This window comes from Pantoea sp. MHSD4 (assembly GCF_021043305.1).
Taxonomy (GTDB): Bacteria; Pseudomonadota; Gammaproteobacteria; order Enterobacterales; family Enterobacteriaceae; genus Pantoea; species Pantoea eucalypti.
The window spans coordinates 581,612-601,174 of record NZ_JAJNDH010000001.1 but is presented as its reverse complement, the minus strand read 5'-3'; the positions used below and the strand labels follow the sequence as shown (position 1 = coordinate 601,174).

At 53.0% G+C, this 19,563-nt stretch carries 14 protein-coding genes and 1 tRNA gene; 5 read left to right on the top strand and 10 right to left on the bottom strand.

Annotation, left to right across the window (positions count from 1 at the left end; genetic code table 11):
* Positions 1–350: 350 nt before the first annotated feature.
* The 6 genes from LQK91_RS02635 to LQK91_RS02610 all read right to left on the bottom strand — a co-directional run bounded on the left by LQK91_RS02635 (position 351) and on the right by LQK91_RS02610 (position 9,089).
* Positions 351–1,808, bottom strand: coding sequence for an NAD-dependent succinate-semialdehyde dehydrogenase (locus tag LQK91_RS02635; RefSeq protein ID WP_105099020.1), 1,458 nt, complete (start codon positions 1,806–1,808; stop codon positions 351–353).
* Between the two features lie 158 nt (positions 1,809–1,966).
* A complete protein-coding gene (gene cbl / locus LQK91_RS02630; protein ID WP_003853203.1) occupies positions 1,967–2,926 on the bottom strand; it encodes an HTH-type transcriptional regulator Cbl in 960 nt (319 codons plus the stop codon).
* 1,303 nt (positions 2,927–4,229) lie between these two features.
* Entirely contained in the window at positions 4,230–5,147 is a 918-nt protein-coding gene (gene nac, locus LQK91_RS02625) for a nitrogen assimilation transcriptional regulator NAC (protein WP_003852599.1), read from the bottom strand.
* A 452-nt stretch (positions 5,148–5,599) separates the two neighbouring features.
* A complete protein-coding gene (locus LQK91_RS02620; protein WP_181162214.1) occupies positions 5,600–6,625 on the bottom strand; it encodes an ABC transporter permease in 1,026 nt (341 codons plus the stop codon).
* 23 nt (positions 6,626–6,648) lie between these two features.
* On the bottom strand, positions 6,649–8,133 hold the full coding sequence (locus LQK91_RS02615) for a sugar ABC transporter ATP-binding protein (protein WP_105099018.1): 1,485 nt from the start codon (positions 8,131–8,133) through the stop codon (positions 6,649–6,651).
* Between the two features lie 32 nt (positions 8,134–8,165).
* Positions 8,166–9,089, bottom strand: a complete 924-nt coding sequence (locus LQK91_RS02610; RefSeq protein WP_008925990.1) for a sugar ABC transporter substrate-binding protein — start codon at positions 9,087–9,089, stop codon at positions 8,166–8,168.
* Between the two features lie 506 nt (positions 9,090–9,595).
* On the opposite strand from LQK91_RS02610, the gene LQK91_RS02605 reads away from it, so the two are divergent.
* Positions 9,596–9,671: transfer RNA gene (locus tag LQK91_RS02605), tRNA-Asn, on the top strand.
* A gap of 298 nt (positions 9,672–9,969) precedes the next feature.
* Here the strand turns inward: LQK91_RS02605 and LQK91_RS02600 are convergent.
* On the bottom strand, positions 9,970–10,464 hold the full coding sequence (locus LQK91_RS02600; RefSeq protein WP_008925991.1) for a FidL-like protein: 495 nt from the start codon (positions 10,462–10,464) through the stop codon (positions 9,970–9,972).
* 1 nt (position 10,465) lies between these two features.
* Positions 10,466–11,248: a winged helix-turn-helix domain-containing protein gene (locus tag LQK91_RS02595; protein ID WP_231001589.1), complete on the bottom strand. Its 783-nt coding sequence runs from the start codon at positions 11,246–11,248 to the stop codon at positions 10,466–10,468.
* Positions 11,249–12,095: 847 nt separating this feature from the next.
* On the opposite strand from LQK91_RS02595, the gene LQK91_RS02590 reads away from it, so the two are divergent.
* The 4 genes from LQK91_RS02590 (at position 12,096) to LQK91_RS02575 (ending at position 16,649) form a co-directional block, all read left to right on the top strand.
* Positions 12,096–12,881, top strand: a complete 786-nt coding sequence (locus LQK91_RS02590) for a fimbria/pilus periplasmic chaperone (protein ID WP_105099016.1) — start codon at positions 12,096–12,098, stop codon at positions 12,879–12,881.
* A gap of 72 nt (positions 12,882–12,953) precedes the next feature.
* Positions 12,954–15,410 (top strand): fimbria/pilus outer membrane usher protein, encoded by a 2,457-nt coding sequence (locus tag LQK91_RS02585; protein WP_370640807.1) that lies wholly within the window; start codon positions 12,954–12,956, stop codon positions 15,408–15,410.
* Positions 15,411–15,465: 55 nt separating this feature from the next.
* The gene (gene afaD, locus LQK91_RS02580) at positions 15,466–15,918 is read left to right on the top strand and encodes an AfaD family invasin (protein WP_008925995.1); all 453 of its coding nucleotides are present in this window, start codon (positions 15,466–15,468) and stop codon (positions 15,916–15,918) included.
* Positions 15,919–16,088: 170 nt separating this feature from the next.
* On the top strand, positions 16,089–16,649 hold the full coding sequence (locus LQK91_RS02575; RefSeq protein ID WP_139364710.1) for a hypothetical protein: 561 nt from the start codon (positions 16,089–16,091) through the stop codon (positions 16,647–16,649).
* A gap of 466 nt (positions 16,650–17,115) precedes the next feature.
* Here the strand turns inward: LQK91_RS02575 and LQK91_RS02570 are convergent, their stop codons facing one another.
* Positions 17,116–18,102 carry an isopenicillin N synthase family dioxygenase gene (locus LQK91_RS02570; RefSeq protein ID WP_105099013.1) on the bottom strand — a complete coding sequence of 329 codons (987 nt, stop codon included), beginning with the start codon at positions 18,100–18,102 and terminating at the stop codon, positions 17,116–17,118.
* A gap of 27 nt (positions 18,103–18,129) precedes the next feature.
* Positions 18,130–19,557, bottom strand: a complete 1,428-nt coding sequence (locus LQK91_RS02565) for an amidohydrolase family protein (protein WP_105099012.1) — start codon at positions 19,555–19,557, stop codon at positions 18,130–18,132.
* Between the last annotated feature and the right edge of the window lie 6 nt (positions 19,558–19,563).

Genomic DNA, 19,563 nt, shown 5'->3' with positions numbered 1-19,563 from the left:
GCCAGCCGGGCAAAAAATAAAAATGCGTTTAAAACAGCGCAAAAAAATTTTCTGCCGTATTGCCGGGGGATTTTTTGCGGAATTGCCGAACAATTAAACAGATGATTTACTTCACAAAATTTATGCGCCCTGCTGGTGCAACCTGCACGGAAATTGCACCAAAGCGGATATTAGTGACCAGGCCGCTCATTCTTCGATTCCTGACTCACCGTTTACCGACGTGCCTCACATCCCGGATAAATTCTTTAAATTTTTAAAGACTATTATTTGACGCCGAAGAATTCAGGTTGCGCATCAGGCAAAAAAAAACGCCAGCCGGATGATCCGGCTGGCGTTCTCTTAATATTTAATTACAAACTGCCAATGTGAAATGTTTTCTGTTCCAGATATTCATCAATTCCGTAGCGGGACCCTTCACGCCCTATACCGGAGAGTTTGACGCCGCCAAATGGCGCGACCTCCAGGGAAATAGCGCCGGTATTAAAGCCGACCATGCCAAACTCCAGCGCTTCCGCCACCCGCCAGGCTCGCCGGATATTCTCGGTAAAGAAATAGGCGCCCAGGCCGTAAGGCGTGTCATTCGCCATCGCAATCGCCTCCTCTTCATCATCAAAGATAAACAACGGCGCGACCGGACCGAACGTCTCTTCATGGGCGATACGCATACTGGACGTGACCTCACCGAGCACCGTGGGCTGCACAAACGTGCCGTTGCCCTGGCTGATGCCGCCGGTCAGCAACGTTGCCCCGTGACTGAGCGCATCGTCGATATGGCCGTTCACTTTCTCGACGGCGCGGCTGTTGATTAGCGGCCCTATGGTGCTGTCTGGCGCAAAGCCATCGCCCACTTTCAGGGTGGCAACAGCCTCCAGCAGTCGTGCGGTAAAGCGCGGATAGATACTTCGCTGCACCAGAATACGGTTAGCACAAACGCAGGTCTGCCCGGCGTTGCGGAACTTGCTGAGCATGACGCCGGCGACCGCGATTTCAATATCTGCATCATCAAACACGATGAGCGGCGCGTTGCCGCCCAGCTCCAGACTCAGGCGTTTTATGCTGTTGGCGCTCTGCTGCATCAGCAACTGGCCGATTCGGGTGGAGCCGGTAAACGAAATTTTGCGCACCGTGCGACTTTCAGTCAGCGCCGCACCAATCTCCGTGGGCAGCCCGGTCAGTACCTGCAACACGCCAGACGGGAATCCGGCGCGCTCTGCCAGCACGGCCAGGGCCAGCGCCGAGAGCGGTGTCAGCTCCGAAGGTTTAACGATAATCGGGCATCCGGCGGCTAACGCCGGAGCAACCTTGCGGGTGATCATTGCAATCGGGAAGTTCCACGGCGTAATAGCCGCTGCCACCCCAACAGGCTGTTTCAGCACCAGGATGCGGCGGTCCTCGCTGGGTGCAGGAATGGTGTCGCCGTAGATTCGACGCGCCTCTTCTGCGAACCATTTCACAAAGCTGGCGCCGTAGAGCACCTCGCCCCGGGCTTCCGCCAGCGGCTTGCCCTGCTCGGCGGTCATGATGATGGCCAGGTCATCAGCATGTTCGACAATCAGCTGATGCCATTTTTCCAGCAGCGCGGCCCGGCTGGCATTGGTGGTTTTGCCCCAGCTGATGCGCACCGTTTCTGCATAGGCTATCGCCTGCTCCGTCTCCGTGCGGCCCAGCGCCGGAATGGTGGCCAGCGTTTCGCCCGTAGCGGGATCGATAACCGGCAGCGTGGCGCCCTGATGCGCATCCTGCCAGCGTCCGGCAAACAGCGCCTGCTGGCGCAGCAGATTGCTATCGGTAAGTTTTAATCGCGACATAACATCCCCTCGTGGTCAGTTAATTCCACTTTATCGTGCCGGGTCAGCGCAGGATGTTGTTGTGCGGGGTGAGAAAGATGAGTGAAATAGTTTTTCGCGCTGTTTTGAAATTTTATGCCGTGCATAAACAGCCGCGCATCCGGCTGGATGCGCGCACTTTAAATCTGGAAGTCGATAACCGGTTCATCGTCGTTGCTGTAGGAGAGCGCCTGACGTTTGATCTCTTCCAGTGACAGGTTGGCGTTGCAGAGTTCCAGGAACTGCCAGACGTAGTTACGCTGCAGCTGACCGCGTTTGAGGCCGAGCCATACGGTGCTGGCATCGAACAGATGCGTGGCATCCAGGCGTTCCAGCTCTTCATTCTCTTCGGTTTCACACGCCTGGTCGGCCAGGATCCCGACACCCAGACCGAGTTTTACGTAGGTTTTGACTACGTCTGAGTCCTGGGCGCTGAGCACGATATCCGGTTTCAGGCCCGCCGCCTGGAAAGCGCGGTCAACCCGTGAACGTCCGGTAATGCCCTGTCGATACGTGATGAGAGGATAGCGGCTGAGCGTACTCAGTGAGACCGGCTGGTTCTGTACCAGCTCATGTCCTTTCGGCACCAGCAAAGCGTGATGCCAGCTGAACCAGGGGAATGCCGCCAGACTGCTGTTATTCACCAGCATTTCACTGGCGATACCGATATCTGCTTCACCCGCCAGCAGCATGGTGACGATTTCCTGTGGCGATCCCTGATTCAACTCAAGACGGACGTTGGGATAAAGCTGACGGAACGCTTTAATCACTTTCGGCAGGCTGTAGCGCGCCTGAGTATGGGTGGTGGCGATAGTCAGGATGCCGCTGGTTTCATTGGTAAAGACATCAGCCAGTCTTCTTACCTTTCCTGCTTCATCCAGAATGCGTTCGGCAATTGTCAGCAGTGCTTTGCCCGGTTCGGTCATGCCCAGCAGGCGCTTACCGCGACGGATAAAGATCTCCACGCCCAGCTCGTCTTCCAGATCGCGAATATGGCGGCTCACACCCGACTGGGAGGTAAACAGCGTATTAGCGACTTCCGTCAAATTAAACTCACAGCGGGCCGCCTCGCGGATGATTTTAAGCTGCTGGAAATTCACGATATTTACCTCCCTTTACATAATCTGATTCGTTGATGGTAAGAACAATTATTGATAACTGGAAATACTTAAAAATTTGGCTTTATGACTTTAGGGAATAAAGGGTGGGGGTGTTCGCTGCGCGAATGGGCTGAGGTGCACGCAGGTGCTGGGGGGTGTTCGCTGCGCGAACGGGCTGGGGTGCACCTGGGTGCCTGGGGGTGTTCGCTGCGCGAACGGGCTGGGGTGCACCTGGGTGCTGGGGGGGTTCGCTGCGCGAACGGGCTGGGGTGCACCTGGGTGCTGGGGGGTGTTCGCTGCGCGAACCGGCGCTGAGAAGGTTTCGTTCGCCTGGCGGGTTGGGGAGTTTCAGTTACGCCTCTGCAGGCGACCAACAAGGGGGCGCCAGTCGCCGCGCCCCCTTGACCCCGGGCTCCGGCCTGCTTCACCGCCGCTTCGCGGTCCCTTCGCTTCTTCCGGATTTCTTACGGACCGGCGGGACGCGCCCTCCCTGGCGCGAACCCGCCTCTTCGCGGCATCCCTGCCGCTCGTCCTGAAATCCCTCATCCGCTCAGCGGCTCTGACGGCCTCCTTCCCCGCTTTATCTCTTCTTTTTGTGTTGGTTACGTCATCGCTGTAAGTCTGAAGGATTATCTGCGGCTCTCCGCCTGGCAGGAAGGATGGCCTTCTACCCTCGCTTTTATCTCTTCTTTTTGTACTGGGTACGTCATCGCTGTAAGTCTGAAGGATTATCTGCGGCTCTCTGCCTGGCAGGAAGAATGGCTCTTCACCCTATCAAATGTTGCCTCTTCTTTTTAATGCTGATGCATTGCCGCTGATAGTTTCCAAAATTAGCTTTGGCTTTCAAACCACCAGACAACGCCATGTCCGATAAAAACCAGGATATTAAAGGCAGGGGTTTACCAGAGGCATCCGAAGCGCTGAGGAACAACCGGAGGCCAGGAGGAGCCGACAGGACGCCGGCGAAAGGACGGCTCGCGCCAGGGATGGCGCGTCCGGACGGTCCGCGAGCCGCAGGGCGTGACGAAGGCACCCCGCACAGCGGGGCGCGCAGGCTGCCGGACGCCGGGATTGTTAAGGGGCGGGCGTACGCCCCTTAATGCGTCCGCCTGCACGGGAGACCTGAAATTCGCCACCGCCTGGCGGGCGTTACCCGCTCAGTGGGCAGGCACCGCGCAACGTAATCTTCTCAGTGTGAAGGTGCAGCAAAGCGAGACCCGCCCCCGCTGCTAAGCGTAATCAGCTCAATACCTGGCCCGCTGCTAAGCGAGATCGATTCCGAATCCGCCCGCTGCAAGCGCCCCTACCCCACTAACATCAACTCCCGCTCCTCAGTCAGCGGCTTGTTCAGCAGCGACAGCAGGATATTCTTCACCGCCTGTGCGGAAGGCGACAGCGGCAAACGGGCGGAAATGTTCAGCGACAGCGGCAGGCTCAACGATGGACTGTTAATGCGCGACATCCAGGCATCCGTTGATCCCACCAGCGCACGGGCAGCGGATTCAGGTAATACCGTCACACCCATCCCACTGGAAATCGCTGCGGTCAGAGTAGAAATTGATTCGATCTCTCCGATGATGCGCGCGCTCAGGCGACGCAGTGAAAATGCCTCATCAACCCGCTTGCGCACGGCGCTGTAGTCGCGTGGTAAAAACAGGCTCATCTGTGCCACATCGGCCAGATCGACGCTGACACCGGGATAATCAGTGGCGCCTACCAGGAAGAGATCCTCTTTCATCAGCGGCATACTGTTAATTCCGGCAGTGGGTGCGCGATCATACAGCACCGCCATATCCAGCTGACCGCTCATCACCTTCTCGTTCAGCACGCTGCCACTGTTTTCATGCAGGTAGACCAGCACTTCCGGAAACTGATCGCGTACGGTTTGCAGCAGCGGCATGGTCAGCGAGGATGCCGCCGTGCCTGGTGCCAGTCCAATCGACACCTGACCGCTCAGCACCTGACCGGCGTTGATGACCGCGGTCTGGGCCTGCTCGCACTGGCGCAGAATAGTACGCGCATGGCCATAGAGAATCTTACCGGCTTCCGTAGGCGTAACGCCGCGCTTGGTGCGAATCAGTAATTGCTGATCCAGTTCATTCTCCAGTGTCGCGACCTGCTGACTGAGTGCAGGCTGTGCGATGTGCAGCACTTCTGCTGCCTGCGTCAGACTGCCGATATCGACGATTTTAACAAAGTACTTTAGTCGTCTTAAATTCATCTTGCCTCCGTCACTCACCCCGAATAGCGAAATGGGTCTGATCCAATCGCCCTGATAACAGAGATTTTGCAAGATGCAGGCCAGGTTTAAAGAGCAGCAGTCAGTGTCCAGCCAGATATTTCCTAACGGCCCGGAAAATAAGCGTTTCTGATTACCTCTTAAGGGTTAATAAGGATCAGGAATGCGTAATCAGTGTGAGTAAGGATCCCGGGCGCACTGTGACAGTGCAGACGCTGCGAGTCAGACGTGCATAAAAGTGATGACAGACTGTACAGTTTTAGTGCAGTGGAAACGTATTGCACCTGATGAAGGCTTGCAGGGCCTGAAGCGTAGCGGTAAAGCGCAGGATAAAAATGTAAACGCTATCAGCAGGATTTCTTATCGCTGACGAAGGGAGGGAGGAAAGTAAACAGTGCCCTCTCCCGCATGCAGAAGAGGGCAACGCCTGCTGATTAACGTTTTTTGCGGTTACGGTGCATATCGATTGAGACCGCCGCCACGATGATGATCCCTTTGATGATGTCCTGAATGTAGGCATCGACACCAACGAAAGTGAATCCACTTTTAATCAGGCCGAGAATGACCGCGCCGATTAACGTGCCGGTGATACGGCCCACGCCGCCCATCAGGCTGCTGCCGCCGATCACAGCTGCGGCAATCGCATCCAGCTCGTATGACATCCCCATGCTTGACTGACCGCTGCTGACACGCGCCGCCAGGACCACACCCGCCAGGCCAGAGAGTGCACCAGCAATGGTGTAGACGATGATCAGATACTTATTAACGTTAATACCGGAGACTTTCGCCGAGGTCATGTTGCCGCCGATGGCGTAAACATATTTACCGTAGCGGGTATGTTTCAGGGCGATGTGGAACAGCAGCGCCACCACCAGGAAAATCACCACCGGCATTGCACCCTGCCCGATTGAGGTAAAACCGTCAGACAGGAAGCTGATTGGGTTACCCTGGGTGTAATACTGCGCCAGACCGCGTGCCGATACCATCATGCCCAGTGTGGCAATGAACGGTGGAATCCCGGTGCGGGTAATCAGTACGCCGTTGACGACGCCCGCCAGTAAACCGACGCCAATACCGGCCGCGATAGGGATCACCGCAGGCATATTCACCAGCGAGGGATACATCGGTGACAGACTGTCAGACGTCTGCGCCAGGCTCGCGGCAACCACCGCCGCCAGGGCAATCACCGACCCGGAGGAGAGATCGATACCGGTGGTAATGATGACCTGGGTCACGCCAACGGCGATAATCCCGATAATCGCCACCTGCAGGACAATCAGGATCAGACGGTTGGTGTTGAGCAGGAAAGACTGGTCACGCACGTACCAGCCAAACATTTCAAAAATTAACGCAATCCCCACCATCACCACGAAAATGCCGGTATCTTTCGGCAATTTATGACGCAGGCTGGCGAAAAAAGAGGGTTGCTGCGGGGCTGCCGGGGTAGCAGTAGCTTTCATATTGCTCATAGTGGTCTCGCGCCTCACTCGGATGCCAACGACAGAATGGTTTCCTGATCGGCTTCTTCTTTATCGAGGATGCCGGTTATACGCCCGCCGTGCATCACCATCACCCGGTCGCTCATGCCAAGGATTTCCGGCAGTTCAGAGGAGACCATGATGATAGCCACGCCACGGTTGGCAAGTTCACTGATTAAGCGGTAAATCTCCGCTTTAGCGCCGACATCAATGCCGCGCGTCGGTTCGTCCAGAATCAGAATCTTCGGTTGCGCCAGCAGCCAGCGGGCAATCAGGACTTTCTGCTGATTACCGCCGCTGAGGTTGTTGATGATCTGATCCATGGTCGGTGTTTTGATATTCAGGCGACGGATCTGGTCCATGCAGTCCTGCGCCATCTTCACATGGCTGACAAACCCGCTTTTACCGCTGTACTCCGGCATGTTGACGATGCTCATGTTCTCCATCACCGACAGCACCAGAAACAGCCCGGACTTTTTGCGATCTTCGGTCAGAAACGCCATGCCCTTTTCAATCGCCGTGGAAGGTGAGTCGATCGTCACCGGCACGCCATCAATTAAGATCTCGCCGCTGTCGAAGCTCTCCATGCCGAACAGGCTCTCCATCACTTCGCTGCGACCGGCACCCACCAGTCCGGCGACGCCGAGAATTTCACCCCTGCGGACGTTGAAACTGACATCAGTAAAACGATCTTTGCAGGTGAGATTGCGAACCGTCAGGACATCTTCTCCGATGGCGCTGTTGAATTTCGGGAACAGCTGGGTCAGTTCACGTCCCACCATCTGCGTAATCAGCGACTGACGGGTATATTTCGCCGTATCATCACTGGCAATCCAGGCGCCGTCGCGGAAAATACTGACTTCATCAGTGATGTTAAAAATTTCATCCATCTTGTGACTGATGTAGATGATTGCTTTGCCTTGCTCCCGCAGATCACGAATGATGGTAAACAGGTGCGCCACTTCAGTTTCGGTGAGCGCGGAGGTGGGCTCATCCATGATGACGATATCTGAATCCCAGGAGACCGCTTTGGCAATCTCGACCATCTGCTGTGACGCAATGCTCAGCTCGCCCACCATGCTCTCCGCTTTCAGGCGGATATTCAGCCGGTTGAGCAGCTCCTGCGTCTTCTGATTCAGCCGGGCGTGATCAACAAAACCAAACTTCATTGGCTCACGACCCAGCCAGATATTCTCAGCGACGGTCATATAGGGCACCAGATTGAGTTCCTGGTGAATCATCGAAATGCCGGAACGCAACGCGTCCATGGTGTCCTGAAACTGCACCGGCTCCCCTTTAATTTTGATGGTGCCCTTATCGGGACGGTACATCCCGATAAGGCACTTCATTAAAGTGGATTTGCCCGCGCCATTTTCGCCCATCAAGGCATGTACCGTTCCCGGACGCACCCGCAACGAGACGTTGTCGAGGGCTTTAACGCCGGGGAAGAACTTGCTGATGCCTTCGGCTTCAAGCGCAAACGCGTTCATACATCACCTCCGTACAGCTGAGTCGGGAACGATTATTTCAGGTTACGGTTGGTAAACTGTTCCATGTTTTCTTTGGTAATCAGCTGGTAAGGAATGTTGATGATTTTCTGGACTTTCTCACCTTTCACCAGCTTGATTGCCGTCTGCACCGCACCTTCACCCTGGCCCTGCGCATCCTGGAATACTGTGGCGACCATCTTGCCCTGCTTCAGCATCTGCAGCGCATCCGGTGTGCCATCGACACCCGCGATCAGGATTTTGTCCGGGTTTTTACCCAGCGCCTGCAGCGCACCAATCGCCATTTCATCGTTGTTCGAGGCGATGGCATTGATCTGATCACCGGCAGTCATCCAGTTACTGACCACATCCACCGCATCGTTACGGGTAAATTTGGCGGTCTGTTTCTGAACGATTTTGATGCCAGGGAATTTAGCTGCGACTTCTTCCACGCCTTTAGTACGGTCGCGGGTCGCTTCGTTTGCCAGGTCACCCATCAGGATGGCAACGTTGCCTTTGCCGTTCATCGCCTTCGCCAGCGCTTCCATCTGTAAGCGTCCGGCCAGTTCTGAGTCGGATCCGACATAAGCCATTTTTCCGGTCAGTTCAGCCCCAGGGCGGCGGTTTACGAAGATCAGCGGAATACCCGCTTTGCTCGCCTGATCCATAATCGGTTTCACCGCATTGGTATCGACCGGGTTAACGATCAGCGCATCAACACCCTGTCCGATAAAGTTTTGTACCTGCTGCAGCTGCTGTGAAACGTCGCCTTTTGCATCCTCAACCTGCCCTTTGACGCCATCTTTCTGCATCTCTTTCTGCATTGAGGTACGCAGAATGGTGAGGAAGTTGTCATCAAACAGCGCCATTGAGACGCCAACCGAAATATCTTTTGCCATAGCGGCGGCAGGTAACATGCAGGCTAACAGTGAGGCGACAATCGTTTTTTTAATGTTCATAGGGACCCTTCTTATTTGTTAACTTGCTCAGTGGCTGCGGACCACGAATGAAAAATATCTTTTACATTCACCCAGCCTGTCTGGCGTCTGTTTCGGAAAATTTGAGGTAAGACTTCAGGTTCTGGCTATTTTTGTGATCGACCACTCCTTTTCACAATCACTTGATCTGCAAACAGTTAGTTTCAAAATGCCGTTTCACTTCTGGCCGATGATGACGACCGTGATGATAAGCAGTTCATTTGTTCCATATGATCTCGTTTTGAAATTTTTATCATAAAAGCACTGAAACGCTTGTTTTAACATCGGCAAATAACAAAACTTTGACATGCATCTAACATCTACTGAGAAATGCCAGCAAAGTGAGATCCTGTTGGCAGTTTGAAAATCCATCACAAGTGACTAAAAACCGCCAATCCGCTGCTTTTACGAGCATCTGAACGCAAATCAGTAAACAGGGCTTTGACAAGCAGGATCTACGCCGCTAATATTCGCCCCGTTCAAGCGATTCCTCTGTAGTTCAGTCGGTAGAACGGCGGACTGTTAATCCGTATGTCACTGGTTCGAGTCCAGTCAGAGGAGCCAGAATTAGAAAAGCCCGCTCAGGGAAACCTGAGCGGGCTTTTTGCTTTTGTGTTACAGGTCGGTGAATCACTGACAGGTTCAGATGTGAACCATCAAATAACGATGTGCTGTGGGCGCTACTCAGGCGGCCCTGTAGATAGCGTGTCTATCGACCCCCACTGATGTTAGCCAGGAAGCGGTTTAGCATTTGTGCTGTGCCTTTCCGCCATCCTTTTCCTTTGCTGCCTGCCAGAGAAAATAGCGCCAGTGCCTGGTTCTTTCTTTAGTGCAAAGGTTCTGCGAGCTTTCATGCAATCAGTTAAAAAGCCACGCAGGTAAAGACAAACGAAAGTGGGCTTCCCATCATAAAAGTATGATGTCCGACATTAATCACATCAAGTTGTAAGGTTTCCGGGTCGCCGGTAAATTCAGCTAACAGCTTCTCAAAGGTTGGATTATCTGTATTGTCAGTGGGAGAGATAATGATGCGGCTTATAGAGTAATGCGCTGTATTACTGCCCCTTACTTCCCCCCTATTCAGTATGAGGGTTCTTCCTAAATTTTTTTCCTCATTATTGATTAACACCCGTCCATTCAGTAAAAAATATCCGGTTCCGTCCTTGTATAGTCTGAGATCCTGGGCGACATTAAATTTAAGCGTCTGTCCCTCACCACCCAGATCGTATTGGGTAAAAGAGTAACATCTCAGTGGCAATATTAAATTATTTTCAGACCCAAAAAATATAAAACCCAGAAGAATTGCCGTACAGACAGTTGAAATAGCTATCAGAACTCTCACGTTTGGAAACATCATATTAATTCTCGTTAATATGGAAGAAATTATTGCAACTGGTTACATTCCTCTCTTTTCCAAGCTTGCAATACGAAATTAATGTTCGGCCATCATCTTTTGGCGAAAAAGACGTATAGTTATCAAAATAGATTTTTTTATTTTTATCACAGACTAAATTATTTTCTGCTAAAAGAGCAGTTATTTTACTTTTTACTTCTTTCATCTTATTTTCATTGAGATCCTTAACAAAAACCACCTCGCACCCCTCTGCAAGAAAATCTGATTTCAGATAAATATTGATATTATCCAATGAAGACGTATTGTTTTTAAAGACTAACACCGCAGTTGCAATAAAAACGGGTGACATGATATACAGGCAAAGAACAATGACTTTCCATGAAAGAAAAGATCCAGGTTTATTTAATAATGCCTTAGGTAAATGAGCCGGTGGGGATGACTCTATTCCGTCAAAGGAGGGGGATTTAACGACAGAATGATTAGTATTTAACTTAATACCAATTTTAGGAATGGTAATGACAATTTCATCACATCCAAATGCGGATAATGCACGTCTCATTATACTCAGGTATTGCGTTAAATTTGCATTTGACCCTCTGAGGTTATGTTTATCCCAGACTTCAACAATCAAATATTCTCTTGTCAGAATATCGCCATTGGAATCAAGAATGAGTGCCAGTAATCGCGCCGAAGGCAGGTTAATCTGAACGGTATCTTTCGTCGGTATATGTCGGAGAGTACTGTCATCCGTATTAAACACTATTGAACCATTAATGGTATACAACACCTTCACATCCCCCCCCGATTAAATAAATTCAATCTCAGATTTATCTCACAACATAATACAGTTAAACCCTTTTTGCACGTAGCATTTTTAAACCAAGCGAATAAAAAGCACGGGAACGCGTTGATACCCACTGACTCTGTTTCAGGGAAATCATTGTCCTGATGTCGGAACGCCGTTGCTAACGAAAGTATGAGTATATTCGCACAGCTGAACCTTCCGCTGTCAGAAGGGAATTACGACGATTCAACCAGATTCACGGCAGGAGATGCTCTTTTAAACTCTCCTCCGGATGTCAGGTAGTGGGCAGCCTGCAACAATCGGCGACTGTTTAAGCTAAAAAAATAACAAAAATAGATCATTAAACTAAAAATACAGATAAATTCGAATTACATTCCGTTATTGGTTTTCCTGTATAACACTGTTTCCATCCTGAGGTGGCAAGCCCCGGCCAGTGTGGGGGTTAAGGTGGGTACGCATCTTGCTTCAGCTCGGTGATTATAGATGTACCTGAATCCGCGCCATCTATATGAATGTGAAAAGCAATGACCTGGTAATTTCTTCAACATGCTTTATGGGCATTATAAATAACCCGAAAACACACCAGAGGATTACTGAATATGAAACTTAAATTTAAACATTATTGCACGACTGCCCTTTCCACCTGTGGCTCATCGGGCTCGCTAACTACCTGTGCCGCTTTTTATCTGAAGCTTTTCTCTTCTTAAAAATCTGGCCGTGTATTTTTAAAATGAATTTCTTTGTTAATTTTACGTTTACCTAAAAATTAACAAGGGTATTTTACGATTACGTTTAGTCAGGAATAATTATTCTCTGATAGGGATGTGTTATGTATTTACTTTGTAATAAAAAAACTTACAGGGCAGCCGGGGCTGTACTGGCCGCCGCGATATTAATCAGTAATGGCGCTACTCCGGCTTTTGCGCAGGAGCTGAAGACGGTCACCAATACCAAAGTATTCGAGGTCAAACTGGGTGCCTCACGAGTGATATATAACCCGGACTCCAGCGGAGCGTCTTTATCCATCACCAATGCGCAGGCTTACCCCATACTGGTGCAGGGAAAGGTGCTTGCGGAAGATAAAAAAACACCTGCGCCTTTTATTGTCACCCCGCCAGTTTTCCGTCTGGATGCACTGCAGCAGAACCGCCTGCGAATTATTCGTACCGGCGGTCAAATGGCCGGTGACCGTGAAACGCTGCACTGGCTTTGCGTGACCGGTATTCCGCCTAAAGATAGTGATGTCTGGGCTCAGGATGCGAAAGGGACACCGTTAAAGCCCACAGCAGTCACGCTGAACCTGGAAGTCAGCGCAAACAGCTGTATTAAGCTGCTGGTGCGCCCGTCCGGCGTGAAAGGAACGATGATGGATGCCGTATCCGCGCTTAAGTGGCAACGCCAGGGCGATAAGCTGACGGTAACTAACCCTTCCGCATTTTATATGAATTTGTCCTCACTCAGCGTGGGGAAGATGAATATTCCGGATAGGGAATATGTCGCTCCGCACTCTTCCCGCAGCTTTATCCTGCCAAAAGGCGCTGCCGGTCAGGTGAAGTGGACGGTTATCACTGATGAAGGTGGAGAGAGCCGCACGTTTCAGTCACCGTTGCACTAATAAGGCGCCTGGATAATGCAATATTTTCGGTTTTCTGTGGTGGCCATCGTGGTATCTGCCGGGCTGTTTTCAATGCCGGTGATGGCCCGGACCTGGGAATTTGATGCTTCACAGTTGGGTGGTGGTGTCAGTGATGCGGATATCGCTCTATTTAACCAGGGCGGGCAGCTTCCAGGAACCTATCTGGTTGACGTGTTGCTCAATGGTGAGCAGGTGGATTCCCGTGAAGTGGTTTTTGTTCAGCAGGAAGATTCCCGGGGCATGCCTGTTTTGCAGCCCTGCCTGAGCAGGAAGCAGCTTTTACGTTACGGCATAAAGACGGAAGACTATCCGGCATTGTCCGGCAAAGGCCTGGACGCAAACAAAGATTGTGCTGACATCCGCGTTATTCCGCATGCCAGAGCTGATTTTAATTTCGGGGCACAGCAGCTGGTGCTGAGCGTTCCGCAGATAGCATTGCGCCCTGAAGTAAAGGGCATTTCTCCCCGAGAGCTGTGGGATGAGGGAGTCCCGGCGATCCTGATGAATTACCGGACCGGTACCAGCCATGTGGAATCCCGGGTCGGGAGTAGAAATGTCAATGAATCGCAGTACCTGCAGCTGGAGCCCGGCGCTAACTGGGGACCATGGCGATTACGTAATTCGACGACGTGGCAGAAGAGCCGCGGACAGACCGGCCGCTGGCAGACTCCTTATACCTATCTTGATCGGGGCCTGTATGACATGCAAAGCAGGCTGACGCTGGGAGAGCGTTTCACGCCGTCTGAAATTTTTGACAGCGTACCTTTTCGCGGCGTGATGCTGGGTTCGGATGAAAATATGCTGCCCTCTTCGCAGCGGACTTTTTCACCCGTGGTGCGCGGTATTGCCCGCACTCAGGCCAGGGTAGAAGTGAAGCAGAATGGCTACACGGTTTACAACGCCACGGTAGCGCCCGGCCCGTTTGCCCTGAGTGACTTTGCCGCTGGCGGCTCGGGTGGGGATTTGCAGGTTACCGTATGGGAAGCCGACGGCACTACTCAGGAATTCAGCGTCCCTTATCAGACGCCGGCGATTGCGCTGCAGGAAGGCCACAGCGTGTACAACCTGATGGCCGGGCAGTATCGGGCATCAGATAACACGGTTGATTCGCCTCTGGTTGCACAGGCCACTGTTATGTATGGCCTGCCGTGGAGCCTGACCCTATACGGCGGTTTGCAGGGCGCGGAGCGCTATCAGGCGACGACTGCGGGGCTGGGTATGTTGCTCGGGTCGTGGGGCGCGGTATCTCTGGATGGGACCCACGGCCGTGGGCAGAAGAAAGAGCGTGAAAGTGAAACGGGGGGATACGGACGGCTGCGCTACAGCAAGCGCGTTGAGGTAACCAACACCTCGCTTGATCTGTCCCATACCCGCTATGACGCATCCGGTTTCAGCACGCTGTCTGAGGTAATGGACAGCTATCGGCAGGAAAACCCAGCCGGCAGTGACGCACAACGCCGGTCTGAGACAACCCTGACGCTCAGTCAGTCATTGGGCGGATTGGGGAGTCTCAGCCTGAGCGGTTCTCGCAACAGTTACGGCAACGGGCAAGGGAGTACAGAGTCGTTCAGTGCCGGCTATGGCGTCAGTATACGCGGCGTTTCCCTGTCGCTGAATGCGACGCAGAACCGTAACCGGAACAGCGGCAGTAAATGGCAGGATAACCGGCTGATTAACATGATGGTCAGTATTCCACTGGACCGCTGGCCTGGTGGGGCAACCCGGGCGACCTATCAGATGACGTCGCCTTCATCCGGCGGCAATACACAGCAGGTGGGGCTCAGTGGTCAGGCGTATGACCGCCAGTTGCAGTGGAATGTGAACCAGCGTCAACGTTCGGGGGCGGTGAGCGGAGACCGCAACGACAGCGACCTGAACCTTGGCTGGAGCGGGGGCTACGGCCAGCTGAATGGCCGTTACGGCTACAGTCCGTCTTACCGGCAGACAGGACTGGATGCGTCAGGCGGCATCGTGATTACCCGCAGTAGTGTCACCGCAGGGCAGACGCTGAACGATACCGTGGCACTGGTGGAAGCGCCGGGTGCCTCCGGAGTGGCTGTTGGCGGCTGGCCGGGAGTGAAAACCGATTTTCGTGGCTACACCACACAGTCAGGCCTGCAGCCTTACCGGAAGAATATTGTCAGCCTGGACCCTGCTCGTCTTTCGGCTGATGCAGAAATAAAACAGACGGACGTGACGGTAGTGCCGACGCAGGGCGCGGTTATCCCGGCCACCTTTATCACGCATATTGGCCGGCGGGCGCTGGTGACACTGATACGTCCGGACGGTAAACCGGTTCCTTTTGGGGCACTGGTTACCCCGGAAAACCAGGCGTCATCAGGCAGTGGCATTACCGGTGAAGCCGGGCAGGTGTATCTGTCCGGACTGAACGGAAAAGGTGCCCTGATGGCGAGATGGGGAGAGAAGCAACAGTGCCGGGCTGATTACCGTCTGCCGGAAAAACCAGGGCCAGCAGGGCTGTATCTGTCAGAGGCAGTTTGTCGCTGAAAGCAGTTACCGGCTCCCGAAAAAACTGAACAGAAACATCACCCGGAGAAGGGGAATGATGAACAGAAAAAGATTGTATCTGATAGCGGCAGCGCTTTTGACAGTCATGGCCAGCAGCGCTCCGGCTGTCGCGACGGGTAGCCCGCAACTGGTGTTGCAGATGAACCATGGCCTGCAGGCGGGTGCTGTCAGAGACGGCACAAAGCTCGGCAGGGGCACGCTGGTCAGCTACGACATCCATACGGGCTTTCAGCTCCGGAGCGAGCAGGCTGTATCCGGCCAGCAGGGAGGACGTTATGTGCTGACAGGCCAGCAGAATCCGGCGCATCAGTTGCGGGTGCGTCTGGTGCCACAGCAACAGGTGGTAACGGAAATGGCGGACATGCAGGTGATAACCGTGCATACCGGCGAAGACAGAATGGTTTTTGACATTCTGGCGGATGGTGACCAGAGGGTGAAAGCGGATACCTACTCTTTAAACATCGCTGGTCAGGTGGTCACTCAGTAACGTGCAACAGCCGGGCGCTATATAGAGATTTCACGAATACCACGTCACTGACATTTTTGGTGACGGGGAGCCATCGGTGGCACATATGCCTCGATGGTCGGGTAGACGCACTGTCTACGACTTTTAGGGACGACTGCAGTCGTTAATTCAACACAACAAAGGATAGAGATATGAAATTTTTAAACATCAAAACCTCAGCGGCAGCAGCGATAATCATCGCGGGTATTTCATCCCACGCAGCAATCGCAACGGTGTCCGAAGCCAGTACTACGTCGGCCGACATTACTTTTACTTCTCCGCTCACTGTTTCTAACGTTTTGACACCGGTGTCGGGTCTGTCGGACGGGACTCATAATAGTGGAAAAGTGCTGGCAAATGGTACCATCACTTCGACAGGCGGCGCCTCTCGTCATTACATAGCTTTGGGTATGCCCGGGTCATTAACAGGGTCTGGTAACGGCACACCCCAGTTCCCATTAAATATTAAAGGCAAAAACGACAGCAATAACGCCATTCTTGTAACAATACTCAGGCCTTCTGATACTCCTGGCTCTACTGGCTTTACTCGTTGCACAGAGTTAGGTTTGACATGTAACACCGACACCGATTACATTTTATACAGCACTGCCACCAACGGCGTATCAACTTACAATGTTACATTAAGCGGGACGCAGAAAGTGAAACCTGATACCTATACCGTCCAGACCACCGCTTACGCGTATGGAGACTGACAGAAATAAAAACATCAGGCGAACACCCTGTAATGTTCAGGGATTTGACTGACTCTGTCGCATTGACGTTAATCAGAAGCATAGGCGGGGAATCCCGCCTATGCTTACAGCTTCAAATTTTCAATCTCAGGTAAGCCAGTTCAGAGAATAGCTTCATATTTCAACATTCATTAACAGTAATCGACACAAATCCTTCTGGTTACATTGTTCTGCCTGTTCGGCAGTAACAGAGATTTACGCAACAAAGAATGTTGTTATCATGTTCAAATCAAATAATGAGATCGCATTAAATTCCTTCTATGCGAGGGTTGTATTTTTTATGCCCGTAAGTACATGAAGGCGAAGGCTATATTAGCGAGTTACTGACAAAGGCGATCTCAGCCAGAAAAGCCAGAATTAAAAAAGCCCGCTCAGTTTTCCCTGAGCGGGCTTTTTGCTTTTCAGCTCTCTTTATCTTTCTGGCAAATTATCCTTTCGCAAAGTTCGCCTGAATGCGCTGTTGCAGATAATCTTCGGCGGTGATGGCCGGATATTTCGCCTGCGGCCCCAGAATCTCCACATCTTTATTAGCCTGACAGAAAAAGGCCAGGCTGTAGCGCGCACCCTGGTATTCGCCGGGCAGTGGGCTTCTCACACGGTGGAAATTTGACGGCAGCTGATCGTCGCTCCAGCGCATCAGCATGTCGCCGATGTTGCAGGTGATCACCTCTTCGCGCGGCTCGATGCTGGTCCACTGCTGACTTTCGCGGTCTTTGCCAGGACATACCTGCAACCCGCCCTGACCGGGACGCTGGAACAGCAGCGTCAGACAGTCAAAATCTGTATGCGCACCCGCGCGCCACATCCCCTGCTCTGACTGCTCAGTGGCATAGTAGTGCAGCATGCGCAGCGTACTCTGGTAAGTTTGCAGGTCCGGATTATGTGCCTGCTCGAAAAAGTGCTCAGGAAAGCCCAGTTTGAGGGCAAAACAGGAAAGCAGTTTCATGCCCAGTTGCCAGCATTGCGATTCAAAATTCAGCATGGTCTCTTTGAAGGCCGGCAGTTCCTGTTCGGTCGGCCATAGCGGTGCCATCAGCGGACGGGTAATCTGGTAAGACTCTTTCTGGTCTGGCGTTCGGGTTGATGGACGCACCTGAGACTTATTCTCCCAGCCTGCGTTACGCGCCAGCGGATATTGCGCTTTTATCTCTTCGGGCAGTGAGAAGAAATCCTCTGTCATGCTGAACGCCTGACGGATATCGCCGAGTGCAATGCCGTGATTGCTGACCTGGAAGAAGCCAATTTCTACGGCTGCGCTCCAGAGTTCGTCGGCGATCTCACTTTTACGGTTTTCGAAATCTGATAAATCGATACAACGCACTTCACGGGCAAAAGTTTCTTCACCCATCGCGCCCATTCCTGCTTCTTTTTCCAGTTCCTGTAATGCATATGCTGTTTGATTTGATTGCGTCATTGTTCTTATCCTTCTTAATCAATAGGGTTAGCGCGCAGCGCGCTGTTGTAAAGTACGGACGGCAGACATTGCCTCATGGCGCATGGCCTCCAAATCGAGTCCGGGGATGACATCGTTTTCGACGATCACCCGGCCATTTATCATCAGTGCCTTAAGCGAAGCGCGTCCGGCACAGGCCACCGGACCAATGGCCATTTCGTGCAGGCCGAAGTAGCGCGGGTCATCCAGCCGATAAATGGCGATATCCGCCAGCCTGCCCACCTGCACGGTGCCGCTTTGTTGCAGGCCAAGGATCTGCGCCCCGCCTGCGCTGCCCCACCGCACCACGTCTTCAACAGATGCTGCGTCGCCGCCGCCTTCAAACGTGCCGCCGTCATAACGCGGTGTCGCCAGCATGCCTTTTCGGGCGCGCTGCAAAAGCCAGGCCGCATGCGCTTCACTTTGCATATCGGCAGCTTCGTTCGATGCCGCACCGTCTACGCCTAATGAAACAGGCACACCGGCCTGTTCCAGCGCCAGCAAATCAGCGATGCCGCTGCCCAGACGCCCGTTGCTTTGCGGGCAGTGTGCAATGCCAGAGCGGGTCTGACCCAGCATCGTGATTTCCTGCGGCAGCAGTTTTACCAGGTGCGCAAACCAGACGTCCTCACCCAGCCAGTCGTGTTCCGCACAAAACTGCACCGGCGTCATGTCGAATCTGGCACGCGCCGCATCAAGATAATCCACGGTTTCCGACAAGTGGCTGTGCAGCCGAATCCCCAGACTGCGGGCCAGTTTCGCCATTTCGCGCAACTCCGCACCGGGTGCAGAATGCAGCAAGGTTGTAGGTGCCATCACCACACGGCGCAGTGACGTTGGTTTCGGATCGTGATAACGACCCACCAGCCGTTCAATATCCGCCATGTAATCCCCGAAGTTTTCCGGGCGCAGCGCCTGCGGCAAATCTTTCTCGATCGCGCGCCCCTGCGTTGCGCCACCCCGACATAGCACAATGCGCATTCCCAGCGCCTCACCTTCACTGAACAGGATTTCCGAGGTATCGAACGGCATATCTGGCCAGTAAAGGTAGTTATGGTCCGCCACCGTCGCGCAGCCGGAACGCAGCAGTTCAGTCAGGCCGATACGCACCGCAAGACGAAAGGTGGATTCATCGAAGGTGGCACGAAAACGATAAGGCGTGGCACTCAGCCATGCGGTCAGGCTTTGGTTCAGCCCCTGCGGTTCCCCTTTTAACAATGACTGAAACAGGTGATGGTGCGTATTCACCCAGGCGGGATAAACCACGCAATCGCGGGCGTCGATCAGCTGCTCGTCGGGCATTGCCGTCAGGGAACCTATCGCCTCGATCACCCCATGACGCACGCGAATATCCGGCCCGGCGTGACGCGCTGCCTCTCCCGGCAAGCCGGTGAGGATTGCGTGCGCATTTTTAATCAGTAAAACGTCAGATGACATTGCAAC

Excerpts from the sequence above, each read along its gene's own strand:
- LQK91_RS02565 (WP_105099012.1), bottom strand. The coding sequence starts at position 19,557 with ATGTCATCTGACGTTTTACTGATTAAAAATGCGCACGCAATCCTCACC.
- LQK91_RS02590 (WP_105099016.1), top strand. The coding sequence starts at position 12,096 with ATGTATTTACTTTGTAATAAAAAAACTTACAGGGCAGCCGGGGCTGTA.
- LQK91_RS02610 (WP_008925990.1), bottom strand. The coding sequence starts at position 9,089 with ATGAACATTAAAAAAACGATTGTCGCCTCACTGTTAGCCTGCATGTTA.
- nac (WP_003852599.1), bottom strand. The coding sequence starts at position 5,147 with ATGAATTTAAGACGACTAAAGTACTTTGTTAAAATCGTCGATATCGGC.
- LQK91_RS02575 (WP_139364710.1), top strand. The coding sequence starts at position 16,089 with ATGAAATTTTTAAACATCAAAACCTCAGCGGCAGCAGCGATAATCATC.
- LQK91_RS02585 (WP_370640807.1), top strand. The coding sequence starts at position 12,954 with ATGCCGGTGATGGCCCGGACCTGGGAATTTGATGCTTCACAGTTGGGT.
- LQK91_RS02635 (WP_105099020.1), bottom strand. The coding sequence starts at position 1,808 with ATGTCGCGATTAAAACTTACCGATAGCAATCTGCTGCGCCAGCAGGCG.
- afaD (WP_008925995.1), top strand. The coding sequence starts at position 15,466 with ATGATGAACAGAAAAAGATTGTATCTGATAGCGGCAGCGCTTTTGACA.
- LQK91_RS02600 (WP_008925991.1), bottom strand. The coding sequence starts at position 10,464 with ATGATGTTTCCAAACGTGAGAGTTCTGATAGCTATTTCAACTGTCTGT.
- LQK91_RS02615 (WP_105099018.1), bottom strand. The coding sequence starts at position 8,133 with ATGAACGCGTTTGCGCTTGAAGCCGAAGGCATCAGCAAGTTCTTCCCC.
- LQK91_RS02570 (WP_105099013.1), bottom strand. The coding sequence starts at position 18,102 with ATGACGCAATCAAATCAAACAGCATATGCATTACAGGAACTGGAAAAA.
- LQK91_RS02620 (WP_181162214.1), bottom strand. The coding sequence starts at position 6,625 with ATGAAAGCTACTGCTACCCCGGCAGCCCCGCAGCAACCCTCTTTTTTC.